Here is a 14459-nt window from a genome sequence, read left to right as displayed (position 1 = left end):
CAGCCAGCATGGTGAATCAGAAACACACTGATTTGGGAATCCCAAATCGATTCAACCTAAACCCATCCCGCTTTAGCAGAAGCTATACGGCTCGCAAGTTGCCGGTGCGACGATAGAAGACGGGTAGCCTTGGTTCGACGAAGCGAGCGCGTTCCGAACAGGTGAGGGTCCGATCCTATGCCGGCCAGCCAGTCCGACCGCCGGAAGGCGCAAACGACCCTAAGCGGCCGCTCGGTCGGACGCGGTAAGCGTGCCGAAACGGGTTGCCCCTCTTCGCGCCGGCGGTGTCAACCGCCGCAACCTGCTGATCTAGATCAAAGTAGTCGATCCAATGCGGAATAACTGACTAACGGGGCCGACATTTAAAACGATTTCAGGAGGGGAATGCCATGCACAGGTATGCATTAGCCTTACTCATCGTTGGTTCTCCATTTTCTGCATTTGCGGCTGAGCTTCCCAAGGAGGGCAGCTACGACTACATCGCCTGTTGGTCAGGCGTTAATAACACGATCACCTTCTCCAAGACCCATACCGGATCGAGTTTTGAGTTGACGGGCACCGTCCGCAGCAATCCTCCCGGGGGCATGTTTGACAAAAGCACTTTCCGCTGCGTCGGGATGAATGCATCACTTGACGGGAAGATCACGGGGTCCAACGTTTGCGAGTCAATCGATGTGGACGGCGACAAGCGGCTCTCATATTTTTCGACCGGCGATGGAAAGACAACCAGGACGAACCTCGCAGGAACTGGGAAATACGAAGGCATGGTCATGGCAGGCACAGTCGAACCACTGGGGTCCTTTCCGGTCATCAAGGACGGAACGTTTCAGAGCTGCAATCATCAAACTGGTACGTACAAGCTGAAGTAACACGAGCAGCGAGAATTTGCCGTCGCTTACCCAAATCTGAGCGGCGGCTATTTCGCTCGCTAGAATGGCGGCCTTATCCGTCTCGCCGGTCGAGCGTTGTTACCGCGGGCTAACGGAAATAGAGCGAAGATGTATGCGGCTTTCTTCCATTGCGCCAAGGGCGGCTATTGACCAAAGGCGACATTCAACGCTGGTCCTACCTCTCGCGTTGTTTATTGCGCGGGACCCATGGGTGCGATCGGCACCCGGCTTTCCCTGCGCCCTCTGCTTTCGGAGCGGCGAAACGAAGAGCAAAGCTCGGACAGATCATGTCGCGAGAATTTGGAATTACGACCCACTGGCCGCGCAACACATTCGGTGTCGTCCCGGCCTGGAGCCGGGACCCATAACCACGAATGCTCAATGTTGCGCGACGCCGTGGCCACAGCCTTTCTTCAGCAACACAACCCTGTGGTTATGGGTCCCTGCTTTCGCAGGGACGACGATTGTGGATGGAGGCCGTGCGATACATTCGCTGTCGTCCTGGCGAAAGCCAGGACCCATTACCCCTAATGCGAATTGCCTCGCCATGCTGGGGCCGCCTGTTCCTCCAACAACACAAGTCGGTGGTTATGGGTCCTGGCTTTCGCCAGGACGACGCATCGGGAGGATCGCAGGCTCGTTCAGCCCGCCGATCTGCACCAGCGCCAAAAACAAAAACGCCCCCGAGACGGGGGCGTTTTGCGTGTGATCGCCGGGGCGATTGCGAAGCGGACTTTAGTCCTTCTTGAGGAAGCCCGAAAACTTCTTCTGGAAGCGCGAGACGCGGCCGCCGCGGTCCATCAGCTGCTGGGTGCCGCCGGTCCAGGCCGGGTGCGACTTGGGGTCGATGTCGAGGTTCAGCGTGTCGCCTTCCTTGCCCCAGGTCGAGCGGGTCAGGTACTCGGTGCCGTCGGTCATGACGACCTTAATCGTATGATAATTCGGATGAATATCGGCTTTCATGACAGTTCCTTCGGCGCGCCGGCGCCCGTCTCAAGATGTCTGGAATACGGGATTTGCGCGGGTCTATAACCCATGGAGCCCCCCAAAACAAGCCAAGAAAGGGCCTAAGCCCATCACCGGATTGGGACTTTACCGGATTTGCCAGCCGGGGGTCGGCGGGCCTATGTGGAGGGCGATAGAACCGGTCTAGATTGATGAGCGTAGCCGAACAGCTTGAGACCCCGCGTGGCGCCCCGCAGCCTCCGCGCGACGCGTTGCTCGATGAGGAAGCCTTCATCGAGAGCCAGATCACGGAGCCGGCGAAGAGCCGCGCCCGGTTGCGGCCGTTGCTTGCGCTCGCGCCCTATGTGGCGCGCTACAAGGGCCGGGCGATCCTCGCGCTGATCTCGCTGACGATCGCCGCGATCACCACGCTGATCGTGCCGGTCGCGGTGCGGCGGATGATCGACATGGGCTTCACGCCCGAAGGCATCGCGATGATCAACAGCTATTTCAGCGTGATGATCGCGGTCGTCGCGGTGCTCGCCTGCGCCAGCGCCTCGCGCTATTACCTCGTGATGACGATCGGCGAACGCATCGTCGCCGATCTCCGGCGCGACGTGTTCGCGCATCTGATTTCGCTGTCGCCCTCGTTCTTCGATTCCGCACGAAGCGGCGAATTGGTGTCGCGGCTCACCGCCGATACCACGCAGATCAAGTCCGCGGTCGGCGCGTCGGTGTCGATCGCGCTGCGCAATCTGATGCTGTTCTTCGGCGCCGCCGCGATGATGGTGATCACCAGCCCGCGGCTGTCCGGCTTCGTGTTGCTCGCGATCCCGATCATCGTGATTCCGCTGGTGGCGTTCGGCCGCTGGGTGCGGCGACTGTCGCGCACCGCCCAGGACACGCTGGCCGATGCCAGCGCCTATGCCTCGGAGCTGGTCAATGCGATCCGCACCGTGCAGGCCTATACCGGCGAGCGGCTCGCCAGGACGCGTTTTGCCGGCGAGGTCGAGCAGGCCTATCAAGCCGCGCGCAGCTCGACCAAGGCGCGCGCGGTGCTGACGCTGATCGTCATCTTCATCGTGTTCGCCAGCGTCGTCGTGATCCTCTGGGTCGGCTCGCACGACGTGCTGGTCGGAACCATCAGTCCGGGCCGGCTCGGCCAGTTCATTCTCTACACGGCGTTCGCCGCGAGCGGCCTCGGCCAGCTCAGCGAGGTCTGGGGCGAGGTCTCGGCCGCATCGGGCGCCGCCGAGCGGCTGTTCGAGATCTTGCGCGTCAGGCCGCAGATCGCGGCGCCCGCATCGCCGCGCGCACTGCCGCAGCCGGCGCGCGGCGATGTCGGCTTCGACGATGTCAGCTTCGCCTATCCGACCCGGCCCAACGCGCTTGCCGTCGATGAAGTGTCGCTCTCGGTCCGGTCAGGTGAAAAGGTCGCGATCGTCGGCCCGTCCGGCGCCGGCAAGAGCACGCTGTTCCATCTACTGCTGCGCTTCTACGATCCGAAGTCCGGCACGATCTCGCTCGACGGCGTGCCGATCCGGCAGGCCGATCCGGCCGAGGTGCGCGCGCGCATCGCGCTGGTGCCGCAGGATTCCGTGGTGTTCGCCGCCAGCGCCCGCGAGAACATCCGGTTCGGCCGGCCCGACGCGACCGACGCCGAGGTCGAGCGTGCCGCCGATCTCGCCCATGCCACCGAATTCCTGCGCCGCCTGCCCGAAGGCTTCGACGCCCAACTCGGCGAGCGCGGCGTGACGCTGTCCGGCGGCCAGCGCCAGCGCATCGCGATCGCGCGCGCGATCCTGCGCGATGCGCCGCTGCTGCTGCTCGACGAGGCGACCTCGGCGCTCGACGCCGAGAGCGAGACGCTGGTGCAGACCGCGCTGGAGGAATTGATGCGCCACCGCACCACGCTGGTGATCGCGCATCGGTTGGCGACCGTCTTGTCCTGCGACCGCATCCTGGTGATGGACCAGGGCAGGATCGTCGAGCAGGGCACCCACGCCGAGCTGGTCGCCGCGGGCGGCCTCTACGCCCGGCTGGCCCGGCTGCAGTTCGAGGGGATTTGAGCGAATTGGGCCTCGGCGCGCTTCGCCTATGCGATTCCTATGCGATCGGGCGCGCGCGCCCCTCGAAAACCTATTCCCACGCAAGGATAGTCGCGCCGCGCCTGACCTCCCTCGACAGCCGAAGGAGGTCAGGCGCGCGGGGTGTTCGACTGATGCGCGAGAATGCGACTGAACCGGAGAGCAAGCTGCTTTGTGCCTGGCAGCTTGCCGTGCTGCGCTTCGCAGTGACGCTTGACGACGACGATCGGATGCACGCGCTCGGTGTGGCCGGCGAGGTCGACCGGCTGGGCGGCGCGGCCGATGACGCCTTCCACTTCTTCCGCAGGACGACCGCGGAGCTGTGCGCGGCGATCTCCGGTCAAAGCGCGGATCAGGATTCCGTCATCCGGCGATTCCTGGCGCAGATCGACAATGTCAGGCTCAAGCGCGCGGTCGAGGCGGCGATCGCCAAGGACCGCACGCCGCCAAAACTCGTGGCGAGCCGCGTGAAGCCCGGCCCCGATCTCTGGCGCGGGCTGGCGCCGCGGCGTGCAACCGGAACGTAGGAAGGGCCTCACTCTGCAATCGCCATCACGGCGCGGCGGATATTCCGTCACAGCATGTCGCCACAACCCTGGCCGGCTTGCTGCGATCAGTGCGATGCGCTTCTCTGTGCTCGACAAGAGACCGGTCGGTTTCGGAATGCGGGGAGTGACGAGATGGGTGGCTTGGTGATCAGCGGCGGCCGGGTGGTGGATCCGGCCAGCGGGATGGACGCGATCGGCGATGTGGCAGTGGTCGACGGCAAGATCGCCGCGGTCGGCAGCGGCCTCGGCGGCGCCGAGCGGCGGATCGACGCGACCGGGCTCGTGGTGGCGCCGGGTTTCATCGACCTGCACGCGCATGGCCAGACCATTCCGGCCGACCGCATGCAGGCGTTCGACGGGGTGACGACCTCGCTCGACCTCGAGGCCGGCGTGCTGCCGGTCGCGTCCTGGTACAAGCGCCAGGCCGAGAAGGGCAGGGTGCTGAACTACGGCGCCGCCGCCAACTGGGCCTTCGCGCGCATCGGTGCGATGACCGGTTCGAATTCGGAAAGCTCGCTGGAATCGTTTGGGGCCGCGATGCGCGATCGCCGCTGGATCGAAAACGTCGCGACCGAAGGCGAGGTCGGCGGCATCCTCGACCGCCTCGCGATCGGCCTGAACGAGGGCGGTATCGGCATCGGCATTCTCAACGCCTATGCGCCGGGCGCCGGCGTGCAGGAATTGACCGCGGTGTGCCAGCTCGCGGCCACGCATGCGGTGCCGACCTTCACCCACGTCGCCTACATGTCGCGGATCGATCCCGAGAGCGCGGCCGAGGCCTATATCCGCCTGATCGGCTATGCCGGCGCCACCGGCGCGCATATGCACATCTGTCATTTCAACTCGTCGAGCAAGACGGATATCGAACGCTGTGTTGCGCTGATCGCGAAGGCGCAGGCGCAGGGCCTGCCGATCACGGTGGAGGCCTATCCCTATGGCACCGGCTCGACCGTGCTGGCGGCGACCTTCTTCAGCGATCCGAAATTCGAGGAGCGCAACGGCCTCGGTTATGATTCGGTGCAGCGCGTGACCGACGGTCACCGTTTCGGCAGCCGCGAGGAGCTGCTGGCGGCACAGGCCGAAGAGCCCTCGACCTTGGTGCTGTGGCACGTGCTCGATATCGAGAACAACGCGCATCATCGCGATCTGCTCGACATGGCGGTGCTGTATCCGGGCGGCGCGATCGCCTCCGACGCGATGCCGTGGACGCTGTCCGACGGCCGCCCCTACACCGGCGACGCCTGGCCGCTGCCCGACGATGCCACCTCGCATCCGCGCTCGGCGGGCTGCTTCACCCGCTTCATCCGCGAATGGGTGCGGGAGCGCAAGAAGGTGTCGCTGCTCGAGGGTATCCGCAAATGCGCGCTGATCCCGGCCGAGATCCTGTCGGCGAGCACGCCGGCGATGCGGGCCAAGGGCCGGCTGCAGGTCGGCGCCGACGCCGATGTCGTGGTGTTCGACTTTGAGACGCTGAGCGATCGTGCGACCTTCTCCGCGATGAATCGTCCGGCGGAGGGCGTGCGGCATCTCGTGGTCAGCGGCCAGCCGCTGATCAGCGATGGTGTGCTCGATGTCGCGGCGCGTCCCGGCCGGCCGGTGCGCCGGCCTGTCACCGGAGGCTGAGGTGCCGGTCCCGATCCTGCTGGTCGCGGGCTTCCTCGGGGCGGGCAAGACCACGGTCGTCAACCATCTGCTGGCGCATGCGCAAGGGCGGCGCATCGCCGCCGTGGTCAACGATTTCGGTGCGATCAATATCGACGCGGAGCTGATCGCGGGCGCCAGCGACGGCGTGGTCAGCCTGAGCAACGGTTGCATCTGCTGCACGCTGGAGGGCGACCTGCTGCGCACGCTCGCCACGCTGCTGCGGCGTGATCCGCGTCCCGAATTCATCGTGATCGAGACCAGCGGGATCGCCGATCCCGCCGACATCGTGCGCAACCTGATGGATCCCGTGATCTGGAAGGAGGCGCCGCTCGAGACCGTGCTGTGCGTGGTCGACGCGACGCAGCCTGCGGCGATGCTGAACGACGCGCTGCTGCGCTCGCAGCTGCGGGCGGCGGATGTGGTGGCGCTGAGCAAGGTCGATCTCGCCGATGCCGCTGCGTGCGCCGCGATCCGCGACGCCGTGCGCGCGATTCGTCCGGCAGCCGTGGTGGTCGATGCGTTGCATGGCGAGGTGCCGGCCGCGCTGCTGTTTCCGGCGGATCTCGATCACCTGCCGGCGCCGCGCGAGACCGCGCCGCGACGGCCGGCGTCCGACCGGTTCGAGACGCTGAGCTGGACCTCGGAGCGGCCCGTCGTGCTGCCGCGCCTGCAGCAGGCGATCGGCAGACTGGCGCCGAAGCTGGCGCGGGCGAAGGGATTGTTCGAGACGGTGGAGCAGCCCGGGCGGCTGACGGTGTTTCAACTCGCCGGCGGCCGCGCGACCTTGGCTACGGGCGGCGTGCCGTCGCCCGGCGTGCCGCGCACGCGAATCGTGTTCATCGCCGAGATGGGTGCTCTGTCGCGGGCGGAGATTGATGCGATCATGGAAGGCTGCGTCGAGTGACGCAAATGTCCCGTCATCCTGAGAGAATGTGAATGTATTCAGCGTCGTCCTGGCGAAAGCCAGGACCCATTACCCCAACCGCCTATTGTTGTGCGACGCTGGGGCCACTATCGCGCTCTCTATCGAATTCGGTGGTTATGGGTCCTGGCTTTCGCCAGGACGACAGCGCGGGGATGACGGGACAAGAAGTCTCCGCGTCAGCCGCAGATGTCGCTGTGTCATCGCCGCCGCAGCATTTCGCAAAGCATGTGTGGGACGATCGCATCGAATTGACAGCCCTGCCGCCAGCACCTATCGTTTTTGCCGACGGTTCCCTTCGGGGATCAAAAGGGAATGCGGTGCGAGGGTAACCTCAATGCCGCAGCTGTCCCCGCAACTGTAAACGGCGAGCCTTTCGTCAATTTGCCACTGGGCTATCAGGCCCGGGAAGGCGTCGACAGGCGATGACCCGTGAGCCAGGAGACCTGCCGTCAGTCGTGGTCACACGCGAGCACATCGGGCGGGGGCGTCCTGGTGGGATCGGAGCACTGCCTTTTGGGCAATGCGCCAGTCCGCGTTCGCGGTGACGTGCCACGTTACCGCGAGTCGTTTTCATGTCTCCGTCCTTTCCCGTTGCGCGCAAATGGCGCCTCGGTCTCGTCTGCTCCCTGTCATCGCTACTGCTGCCGGCTGAGGGCTCGACACAAACACCTCCACCAACCAGGCTCGATCCGATCGAGGTCGCGCCTTCCGCTGCGGCAAAGCCGAAGCCTGCGGCGCGCAGCCGTGACATGGCCGCTGCGGCGCGGCCACGGCCGAGGCCCGCGACGGTCGCACCAGCCGGCAACACGCCGCGCGCCGCGGCGTCAGGCGCATCGGGGGCGGTATCGCCGACGCTCAATGCCACCACGCAGGGCGGCACCGGTAGTCGTCTCAATCTGACGCCGCTGCAGACGCCGGCCAGCGTCGAGATCATCACGGCGCAGACCATCGCTGAGCGCGGCCAGCATAATGTGGTCGATGCCGTCACCCAGGACGCGGCCGGCTTCATCGCAACGCCGGCGCCCGGCAATGGCGGCCTGTCGTTCAGCACCCGCGGCTTTGCCGGCAGCAACTCGGTGATGACGCTGTACGACGGCACGCGTTTCTATATCGGCTCCGGCACGCTGACGTTTCCCTACGACACATGGTCGACGCAGCGCATCGAGGTGCTGCGCGGCCCGGCCTCGGTGCTGTACGGCGAGGGCGCGATCGGCGGCGTCATCAACGTGATCCCGAAGAAACCGCAGAGCACGACTTATAACGAGGCCGAGGTCTCGCTCGACAGCAACATGACCCGGCGGCTCTCGGTGGACAGCACCGGTCCGATCAATCCCAATGTGTCGTACCGCGTCAACGCCACCGGCAACATGTCGGACGGCTGGGTCGATCGCGACAAGACCTCGAATGCGGTGGTCTCCGCCGCCGTGCGGGTGCAGGCGTCGGACAATCTCGCCTTCACGCTGTCGGAGAACTACGGCGACCGCAGCCCGTCGCGTTATTTCGGCACGCCGCTGATCAACGGCTCGATCCAGGACGCGCTGCGCTTCAAGAACTACAACGCATTGGACAGCGCGATCCGCTATCAGGACAGCTGGACCCGGTTCAAGACCGAGTGGGACGTCGCCGACGGCATCAAGGTCAACAACACGCTGTATTACCTGACCAGCGAGCGGCACTGGCGCGACATCGAGAACTACACCTGGAATCCGAAGACCCAACTGATCGATCGCACGAGCTATATCGAAATCTTCCACGACCAGAAGCAGCTCGGCAACCGGATGGATACGACCTTCAGCGGTCACGTGTTCGGACTTGCGAACCAGTTCGTCGCCGGGTTCGACGTCAACCGGATCGACTTCACCCATACCAACAACTCGCCCTATGGCGGCGCGTCGTCGGTCAATCCCTACGTGTTCGATCCGGGATCGTTCTTCGCGACGACGACGGCGACCACACCGGGCTTCAATGCGATCGTCAATCAATACGCGCTGTTCGCCGAGGATCGGCTCTCGCTGACCGATCAATTGTCGCTGGTCACCGGGGTCAGGTATGATCGCCCCGAGGTGGAGCGCACCGACTACAAGACGCCGGCAAACAGTTTTGAGACGAAGCTATCGGGGACCAGCTGGCGCGCCGGCCTCGTTTACGAGCCGATCAAGAACCTCGCGTTCTATGGCCAGTACGCGGTCGGCGTCGATCCGGTCAGCAACCTGATCTCGCTGCCCGTCTCGCAAAAAACCTTCCAGCTTGCGACCGGCGAGCAGACCGAGATCGGGGTCAAGCAGGCGTTCTGGGGCGGCCGCGGCGAGTGGACGCTGGCCGCCTACGAGATCGTCAAGACCGGGCTCACGATTCCCGATCCCGGCAATCCCACCGGCGGCCTGGCATTGCAGATCGGCCAGCAATCATCGCGCGGGGTCGAAGGATCGATCGGGCTCGCGCTGAGCGACGGCTGGCGCGTCGACGCCAATCTTGCGCTGTTGCGCGCCAGATACGACAACAACAGCCAGGTGGTCGGCGGCAAGATTGTCAGCTTCAACGGCAATGTCCCGGTCAACGTGCCGCAGCAGGTCTCGAACGTCTGGCTGACCTGGGATTTCGCGCCCAACTGGTCGGTCTATGGCGGCGTGCAGATCGTCGGTGCGATGTACTCCGATCTCGCCAACACCCAGCTGCGGCCGAGCTACAATGTGGTCAATGGCGGCATCAGATGGAAGCCGGATGACCGCACCACGGTCGCGCTCCGCCTCTACAATCTGTTCGACAAGGTCTACGCAGTAACCTCGAACGGCACCGGGCAGTGGCTGCTCGGCATGCCGCGTACCGCCGAATTGTCCGTCAACGTGAAGTTTTGACCATGCGCAACGCTCTGATCCGGCGCGGGCGGCGATGGCTCTATGTCGTCCATCGCTGGATCGGCATTGCGACGTGTCTCCTGTTCGCGATGTGGTTTATCTCCGGCCTCGTCATGATGTACGTGGCCTTTCCGCGCCTCACCGACAGCGAGCGCGTCGCCGCGCTCCCTGTCATTCCTTGGAATAAGGTGCAGCTCGCACCCGATCGCGCGATGGCGATCGCGGGTGTCGAGCGTTATCCGCGTGACCTGCGGCTCGCGATGATGGACGACACGCCCGTCTATCGCGTCACCGGCTGGAAGGGAGGGGCGATCACGATTTCGGCGACCGACGGCAGCGTGATCGACCGCATCACGCCGGACCAGGCGCTGGCCATCGCACGCCATCATCCGCACACGGTGCAACCCCAACTGCTCGACACCGTGACGCGCGACCAATGGTCGGTCACGGCGCGCTTCGATCCGTTGCGGCCGCTCTATCTGATCGGCCTCGGCGACCCCGATGGCACCGAGCTCTACGTCTCCTCGCGCACCGGCGAGATCGCGCTCGACACCACGCGTCGCGAGCGCATCTGGAACTGGCTTGGTTCGATCCCGCACTGGATCTATCCGACCGTGTTGCGCAAGGACGGCCCGCTGTGGCGGGATGTGGTGCTTTGGATCTCGGGGGTCTGTCTTGTGGTCGCGGTCACCGGCTTCTGGATCGGCATTTTGCGCCTGCGGCTGACGCGCCGCTACGCGAGCGGCGCCGTCTCGCCCTATCGCGGCTGGATGGCCTGGCATCACATCGCCGGCCTGATCGGCGGCATCTGCGTCTTGACCTGGATGTTCAGCGGCTGGCTGTCGCTCAATCCCGGCGGCGCGTTCTCCGCTCGCGGCATCACCCGCGAGATCGCGGTCGGCTACAGCGGCCACGACACGCCCGACATCGTCGCCGGCTTCCAGTCGTCGCCATCGATGCCGGCGGTGGAGGCCCGCTTCGTCTGGATCGGCGGACACCGGTTGATGTTGCTCGACGACGGTAACGGCGGCCGCAGCATCGCCGATCCTGTGACCGGTGCGCAGATGCCCCTCTCGCGCGACGAGATCATCGCTGCCGCCCGACACGCAATGCCCGGCGCTGCGATGACATCAGCGCGGCAGCTCGATGAACCCGACGCCTACTGGTACACGCTGCACCAGGCGCGCGAGCTTCCCGTATTGCGGATTGGCTTCGACGATCCCGCCCACACCTGGCTGCATATCTCTCCCGTCACTGGCGAGATCCTCGACCGCAGTGACGACAGCCGCCGGTCCTACCGCTGGCTGTTCAACGCGCTGCACAGCCTCGACTTCCCGCTGCTGCTACGCATCTCGCCGGCGCGCGACGTCGTGGTGTGGCTGCTATCGGCGGCTGGCACGATTATCTCGATCAGCGGGATCGTGATCGGCTGGCGCCGGTTGCGGCGGCGCAAGGTGCGAGCGAGGCCAGTGTCGGCGAGCCTCGTGCGCACGCCCTCGTAAGCCGCGATTACTTGACGGTCAGGTGCACGTCCGACGCTGGCCGATCGGGGGCCCATTCCAGTGCGAACCGCTGACCGGCAATGATCTCATAGGTCGAGAGCTTGGATGCGACCGCATCGCGGAACCGGAGATAGGCATCGCGCTGCCGCCCGTTCGAGCGGGCCGCGGCCAGATTGAGCCATTTGTAGGCCAGCACGAAATCTGTCGGAACGCCGTGACCCTTGTCGTACATCAGGCCGAGCTGGGCTTGCGCGAACGGGTCGCCCTGCACGGCGCCGCGATAGTAGCAGTCGGCGGCGGCTGCGTAGGCCTGCGGCACGCCGAAGCCATGCTCATACAAGAAGCCGAGCATGCCGAGCGCGCGTGCATTGCCGCGCTCGGCGGCCGGCGCGAGCTCCCGAGCCGCCCGGACATAGTCGCCGCGATGAAAGGCGGCCGATCCGCGCGCCACGCTGTCGGCGCTCGCGACAGAGGCGGTCATCGCCCAAACCACGATCGCGAGCGAAGCCGAGAGGCCCGTCCGTTGTGCGAGAACGCGGCGCATCCTGCTGCCCGGCTCAGTGATAGCTGGTGGTGATCGGTGCATTGGTCGATGTCGTGGCGATGCTGCCGCGCAATTTCGATCGAAGCTCCTCGGCCACGGTCTGGGCGTCGGAACCGTTGCGGATGATCTGCGGGCGGATGAAGATGATCAGCTCGGTACGCTGGGTGCCGTTGCTCTGATGCCCGAAGGCATCGCCGAGGCCGGGGATCTGGTCGAGCACGGGAAGCGCATTGCGGGCGCCGCTCTGCTGCTCGCTGATCAGGCCGGCCAGCAGCACGGTCTGACCGTTGGCGACCGAGATCTGGCTCTTGACCCGCCGTTCCGACACCGTCGGCGTCAGGTTGACCGTGCTGCCGCTGCTTTGGGGAACGTTGCTGATCTCCTGCTCGACATCGAGCCGCACGGTGCCGTTCACGCTGACGCGTGGCGAGACCTTCAGGATGATGCCGGTGTTGCGATAGTCGATGGTGTTGACCACCGTGTTGCTCGTGGTCAGCACCGTCGCGCTGCCGGTCGAGACCGGGACGACGTCGCCGACCTGCAGCGTCGCGACCTGGTTGTTGATCACGACCAGCGAGGGATTGGAGAGCACCTTGACGCTGGTGACGGCATGCAGCGCATCCAGGATCAGGCTCGGCTGCGTTGCATTTCCGATCAGGAAGTTGAAGCCCGGGAAGCTCTGGTTGATGAAGGCATTGGTGAGCGATCCCGCGACCGAGACCGCGCCGGTGGTCGCGTCCGTGGTGGTCGCGGGCGCGGAAGTGGCCTGGGTGCCGAGGATCGAGCCGGTGTTCGGCTTCAGGCCGAGATTCTGGCTGGTGAGATAGGTCTGCACGCCATAGGACAGGGTGTTGTTGAGCGTGACCTCGACGATCGTCGCGTCGATCGCGACCTGGAGTTGCGGCTCGTCGATCTGCAGCAGCGTTGCCTCGATGATGCGGTAGTTGGCCTGGTCGGCATAGATCAGGAGGTTGTTGTTCACGGTATCGGGCGTGATCCGGACGTCCTGCATGACGGGCTGGCCGTTGCCGCCGCCGGCGCCGCGTCCGGCATCCAGCGCGGCATTGTTGCCCTGGCCCGGATTGTTGGGATTGTTCGCTTGCCCGCCGGCGCCGAATCCCTGGCCCAGGCCTGTTGCGCCTGTCCCCGACGTGCCGCGGGACGCGAAGCCGCTCATGCCTGAATTCGCGCCGTTATTGTTGTTGAGCGACAGACGGTCGGCGACGCTCGAGGTCGACGAGGTGCCGGAGCCGGGCGCGAGCTGGCTGTCGGCACTGTCGAGCAGGTTGCCGGACGATCCGCCAAGGAACATGTCGGTCAGGACCCGCGCGATCTGGCGCGCATCGCCGTATTTGACGCGGTAGACATGGACCGAGGTGCGCGCCGTGTCGTTGCGGTCGAGGCGCTTGATCCAGGTCGCGGCCGTGTGCAGCATGTCGGGCTTCTTGGTCACCACCAGGATCGCGTTCAGGCGCGCGATCGGCATGAACTTGATGACGTTCTGGCTGAGGCCGTTCTCGCCGGAATCGACGATCTTCTCCAGCTCGGCAATGACAGGTGCGGGCGAGCCGCTCGAGATCGGGAAGATGCCGACGGATTGGCCGCGCATCCAGTCGACGTCGAAGCTGAGCACGGTATCGACCGCGGTGCGGCGCTCGGCGCCGGTGCCCTGGATCAGCAGCAGATTGCGCGTCGTGTCGGCGCGGATCGCGCCCGCCCTGGTGGCGAAGCTGTCGGTCAGCTTCATGAGGGTCTGCGCCGACACATATTGCAGAGGGACCACCGAGATGCCGAATCCGGGCTCCGGATTGGCCGCCGCGGCATCGACGCGGCCGCCGCCGACGGCGTCGCCGAGCGGCGTCAGGCGATAGCCTGCCGTATCCTTGAGCAGCACGACGCCGCTCAGGCGGAGTGCGTTTTCAAGCACGAAGACCATGTCGGATTTCGGCACCGGGCGGACCGAGACCAGGCTGACCGTGCCCTGCACCCGCGGGTCGATGGTGTAGCCGACATGCAGGATGTCGCCGAGCACGACCTTGGCGACGGTCGCCACCGGCGTGCTCTCGAAATTCAGATCGAAGCCATTGCCGTTGGATGTCGGCTGCGGCCGCGCGTCGGCGACGGCCGTGACTTCGCTTCCGTCATACATCGCCGCGCGGACGCTGCCGCTCTGGCTGCCGCCCGTCGCCGCCTGTGCGTTCACCGGTTGCGGCTGGCGCTGCGCCAGATCCAGCGAGCGCACCTTGTCGGTGACGTCGAGTTGGGATGCGTCCACGCTCTCGCCGACCGTCGCGGAATTGCAGGACGCCAACAACCCCAGTGACGTCAAGGCAAAAATGGCTGCGAGGCCGCCACGGATCGTCGGGCAGCGGCCCACTGTGCCTACGCGTTGCATGAAGGCCCTTCGCTTTGACTAACTGAAATTTCGATTGCTTGCGACGATCGGTCCTACCCCGGAGGGACTCTTAGCGATCGAACATGACAGAAATAAATTGGTTACATGATTGTCGTTCGCGACC

The 14459-nt window shown here is 65.2% G+C and carries 10 protein-coding genes and 1 riboswitch; of the genes, 7 read left to right on the top strand and 3 right to left on the bottom strand.

The features are described 5' to 3' along the window. Positions 1 to 389: 389 nt before the first annotated feature. Positions 390 to 869: a hypothetical protein gene (locus tag IF803_RS34035; RefSeq protein ID WP_461195147.1), complete on the top strand. Its 480-nt coding sequence runs from the start codon at positions 390 to 392 to the stop codon at positions 867 to 869. A gap of 756 nt (positions 870 to 1625) precedes the next feature. On the opposite strand, the gene rpmE is transcribed toward IF803_RS34035, so the two are convergent. Next, positions 1626 to 1853, bottom strand: a complete 228-nt coding sequence (rpmE, locus tag IF803_RS34030) for a 50S ribosomal protein L31 (protein WP_016845230.1) — start codon at positions 1851 to 1853, stop codon at positions 1626 to 1628. 194 nt (positions 1854 to 2047) lie between these two features. Here rpmE and IF803_RS34025 point away from each other — a divergent pair, with 194 nt between their 5' ends. From IF803_RS34025 to IF803_RS34000, 6 genes are all read left to right on the top strand, one after another. Continuing rightward, positions 2048 to 3904 (top strand): ABC transporter ATP-binding protein/permease, encoded by a 1857-nt coding sequence (locus IF803_RS34025; protein ID WP_461195146.1) that lies wholly within the window; start codon positions 2048 to 2050, stop codon positions 3902 to 3904. 152 nt (positions 3905 to 4056) lie between these two features. After that, positions 4057 to 4449, top strand: a complete 393-nt coding sequence (locus tag IF803_RS34020; protein ID WP_411779494.1) for a hypothetical protein — start codon at positions 4057 to 4059, stop codon at positions 4447 to 4449. A gap of 153 nt (positions 4450 to 4602) precedes the next feature. After that, the gene (locus tag IF803_RS34015) at positions 4603 to 6093 is read left to right on the top strand and encodes an amidohydrolase family protein (RefSeq protein WP_461195145.1); all 1491 of its coding nucleotides are present in this window, start codon (positions 4603 to 4605) and stop codon (positions 6091 to 6093) included. A gap of 1 nt (position 6094) precedes the next feature. Continuing rightward, the gene (locus IF803_RS34010) at positions 6095 to 7018 is read left to right on the top strand and encodes a CobW family GTP-binding protein (protein WP_461195144.1); all 924 of its coding nucleotides are present in this window, start codon (positions 6095 to 6097) and stop codon (positions 7016 to 7018) included. A 290-nt stretch (positions 7019 to 7308) separates the two neighbouring features. Then, positions 7309 to 7504, top strand: a riboswitch (cobalamin riboswitch). Positions 7505 to 7611: 107 nt separating this feature from the next. Then, positions 7612 to 9894 carry a TonB-dependent receptor gene (locus tag IF803_RS34005; protein WP_461195143.1) on the top strand — a complete coding sequence of 761 codons (2283 nt, stop codon included), beginning with the start codon at positions 7612 to 7614 and terminating at the stop codon, positions 9892 to 9894. A gap of 2 nt (positions 9895 to 9896) precedes the next feature. Beyond that, positions 9897 to 11396, top strand: coding sequence for a PepSY domain-containing protein (locus IF803_RS34000; RefSeq protein ID WP_461195142.1), 1500 nt, complete (start codon positions 9897 to 9899; stop codon positions 11394 to 11396). Between the two features lie 7 nt (positions 11397 to 11403). Here the strand turns inward: IF803_RS34000 and IF803_RS33995 are convergent, their stop codons facing one another. Continuing rightward, on the bottom strand, positions 11404 to 11877 hold the full coding sequence (locus tag IF803_RS33995; protein WP_461195141.1) for a tetratricopeptide repeat protein: 474 nt from the start codon (positions 11875 to 11877) through the stop codon (positions 11404 to 11406). 76 nt (positions 11878 to 11953) lie between these two features. After that, entirely contained in the window at positions 11954 to 14335 is a 2382-nt protein-coding gene (gene gspD / locus IF803_RS33990) for a type II secretion system secretin GspD (RefSeq protein ID WP_461195139.1), read from the bottom strand. Positions 14336 to 14459 lie beyond the last annotated feature (124 nt).

This window comes from Bradyrhizobium sp. UFLA06-06 (assembly GCF_054820065.1).
This window is presented reverse-complemented; position numbering and strand designations above follow the sequence as displayed.

What these genes read in the sequence shown, in the direction of transcription:
- IF803_RS34035 (WP_461195147.1), top strand. Translation starts at nt 390, where the DNA reads ATGCACAGGTATGCATTAGCCTTACTCATCGTTGGTTCTCCATTTTCT.
- rpmE (WP_016845230.1), bottom strand. Translation starts at nt 1,853, where the DNA reads ATGAAAGCCGATATTCATCCGAATTATCATACGATTAAGGTCGTCATG.
- IF803_RS34025 (WP_461195146.1), top strand. Translation starts at nt 2,048, where the DNA reads ATGAGCGTAGCCGAACAGCTTGAGACCCCGCGTGGCGCCCCGCAGCCT.
- IF803_RS34020 (WP_411779494.1), top strand. Translation starts at nt 4,057, where the DNA reads ATGCGCGAGAATGCGACTGAACCGGAGAGCAAGCTGCTTTGTGCCTGG.
- IF803_RS34015 (WP_461195145.1), top strand. Translation starts at nt 4,603, where the DNA reads ATGGGTGGCTTGGTGATCAGCGGCGGCCGGGTGGTGGATCCGGCCAGC.
- IF803_RS34005 (WP_461195143.1), top strand. Translation starts at nt 7,612, where the DNA reads ATGTCTCCGTCCTTTCCCGTTGCGCGCAAATGGCGCCTCGGTCTCGTC.
- IF803_RS34000 (WP_461195142.1), top strand. Translation starts at nt 9,897, where the DNA reads ATGCGCAACGCTCTGATCCGGCGCGGGCGGCGATGGCTCTATGTCGTC.
- IF803_RS33995 (WP_461195141.1), bottom strand. Translation starts at nt 11,877, where the DNA reads ATGACCGCCTCTGTCGCGAGCGCCGACAGCGTGGCGCGCGGATCGGCC.
- gspD (WP_461195139.1), bottom strand. Translation starts at nt 14,335, where the DNA reads ATGCAACGCGTAGGCACAGTGGGCCGCTGCCCGACGATCCGTGGCGGC.